Origin of the sequence: Nonomuraea sp. NPDC005730 (assembly GCF_040630865.1) — a bacterium.
In the GTDB taxonomy this organism is placed as follows: domain Bacteria; phylum Actinomycetota; class Actinomycetes; order Streptosporangiales; family Streptosporangiaceae; genus Nonomuraea.
Genome location: NZ_JBEXYK010000140.1, coordinates 1 through 2018, shown reverse-complemented (window position 1 = coordinate 2018; position 2018 = coordinate 1). Strand labels below are relative to the sequence as shown.

General features: G+C 68.7%; 3 protein-coding genes and 1 pseudogene. All 4 read left to right on the top strand.

The genetic code is table 11. The annotated features are described in order from the left end of the window. Nucleotides 1-4: 4 nt before the first annotated feature. Nucleotides 5-49: pseudogene (locus ABZ444_RS51385) on the top strand (hypothetical protein); the annotation flags it as partial. A gap of 6 nt (nucleotides 50-55) precedes the next feature. Continuing rightward, the gene (locus tag ABZ444_RS51380) at nucleotides 56-256 is read left to right on the top strand and encodes a DUF6104 family protein (RefSeq protein WP_358012705.1); all 201 of its coding nucleotides are present in this window, start codon (nucleotides 56-58) and stop codon (nucleotides 254-256) included. 98 nt (nucleotides 257-354) lie between these two features. Then, nucleotides 355-1158: a DUF4097 family beta strand repeat-containing protein gene (locus tag ABZ444_RS51375; RefSeq protein ID WP_358012703.1), complete on the top strand. Its 804-nt coding sequence runs from the start codon at nucleotides 355-357 to the stop codon at nucleotides 1156-1158. Beyond that, complete coding sequence (locus tag ABZ444_RS51370) at nucleotides 1155-1883, top strand: PadR family transcriptional regulator (protein WP_358012701.1); 729 nt, start codon at nucleotides 1155-1157, stop codon at nucleotides 1881-1883. Before ABZ444_RS51375 ends, ABZ444_RS51370 begins: the two co-directional genes overlap by 4 nt. Nucleotides 1884-2018 lie beyond the last annotated feature (135 nt).

The window sequence follows — 2018 nt, the reverse complement described above, 5'->3', positions numbered from 1 at the left end:
GCAGGTGCTGTTCGCGTTCCTGCTGACCGTCCCCTTCTCGCCCGGCTTCGTCAAGCTGGACCAGACCGACCGCTGGCTCTACTTCACCGATCGAGGGATCGAGGAGCTGGTCGATCGGCGGGGCCAGGAAGAGGTCAGCGTGCTCTGGCTGGGCGAGCGGCTGCGCGAGTTCGTCGATCTCAACCCCGAGTTCGAGACCCCGATCGAGCGGCTGGCCACCTGGCTGGCCCGCCTCGACGACGAGGACGACGACTGACGGGTTCCGCCGCCGAGACGCGATACATCTTGAGTTTTCGAGTAACGCGACATATCGTGTTCTCGTAGGAGACGTACTCGTCAAGGAGGCATACGTTCATGGAGAAGTGGACGCTGGACGCTCCCGAGCAGCTCACGTTCGGGCCGGTGGAGTCACTTGACGTGCGGATCGTCGCCGGCAGGCTGGCCGTCCTGGCCAGCGAGGGCCCGCCCACGCTGGAGCTGACGGAGATCGAGTCGGCCGCGCCGCTGCTGGTCAGCTACGACGCGCTGACCAAAGAGCTGGTCGTCACCTACGAGGGCCTGACCCTGGACGGGCTGCTCGGCTGGCTGCGGCGCGACAAGCGCAGGACCAACCTCACGCTCACCGTGCCCAAGGGATGCCGGGTGAACACGGAGGTGGTCTCGGCGTCCACGGTGCTGGCCGGGTTCGAGCGTTCCACCCGGGTCAGGAGCGTGTCCTCCGAGGTCGTCCTCGACGGCGTGAGCGGCGAGGTGAGCGCCACCACGGTCTCCGGCTCGATCGAGAGCCGGGCCATGGACGGCGACCTGGCGTTGAAGACCGTCTCGGGCGAGCTGACGCTGGCCGACGGCAGCCCGCGCCGGCTCAAGGCCAGCACGGTGTCCGGCCGCATCACCGCCGACCTGACGCTCCGGCCGACGAGTCATGTGACGCTCAACAGCGTCTCGGGTGCCATCCTGGTGCGGGTGCCGGAGAACGTCGAGTCCGACGTCAGCATGAGGTCCACCTCCGGCAGGCTGAGCTCGACGTTCGACGGACTGTCGGCGAACAACAGCCCCGGCTCCAAGGCGCTGTCCGGGCGGCTGGGGGGCGGCATGGCCTCACTGTCGGCGCACACCGTCTCGGGAGAGGTCGCGCTGCTCAAGGGAGAGAAGGAATGAGCCCTGTCTTCGGTCACGGCCGGCTCCGGCTGTACCTGCTCAAGCTGCTGGAGGAGAGCCCGCGGCACGGGTACGAGGTCATCCGGCTGCTCCAGGACCGCTTCCTCGGCGTCTACTCGCCCTCGCCCGGCACGATCTACCCGCGGCTGGCCCGCCTGGAGGAGGAGGGCCTGGTCACGCACGAGGTGATCGAGGGCAAGAAGGTGTTCTCCATCACCGACAAGGGCCGCGAGGAGCTCAACGCCCGGCTCGACGAGCTCGACGACCTGGAGCAGGAGATCTCCGCCTCCGTGCGCGACATCGCCCGCGAGGTCAAGGAGGACGTCCGCGACACGGTGAAGTCGCTGCGCGAGGAGCTGACCCGGATGGCCAAGGACGTCCGCACCGGCGCCCGCGACGACGCCAAGGCGCGGGCCGAGGAGCTCAAACGGCTCAAGGAGCAGCAGAAGCGGCAGTGGATGGCGCACGCCAACCAGTGGCAGGTGGAGAGCGACCGGCTGGCCGGCGAGTGGCGCCGGATCTGGTCGGACATCTGGACCACGCTCGGCGGCGACACCGTGCGCCGGACCGAGCTCGACAGCGAGCTGGGCGAGCTGCTGGCCGACTTCGTGGGCCAGGCCCGCACGGAGGCCGCCGACGCCGCCCTGACCACACAGAAGCTGGACGAACTGCACACCGTGCTCGACGAGGCGTCCGCCCGCATCCGGGACATCCTCCAGCGCTGAGCCGCCGCTGGAGCCTGTACGGAGCTCGGATCTCCGGGCTGAGGGCGGCTACAAGTTCATCGCCGAGCACTCCGGCAAGGCCCTCGACGTCACCCTGGCGAACCAGAACTCCGACTTCGCGATGCAGTGGGGCAT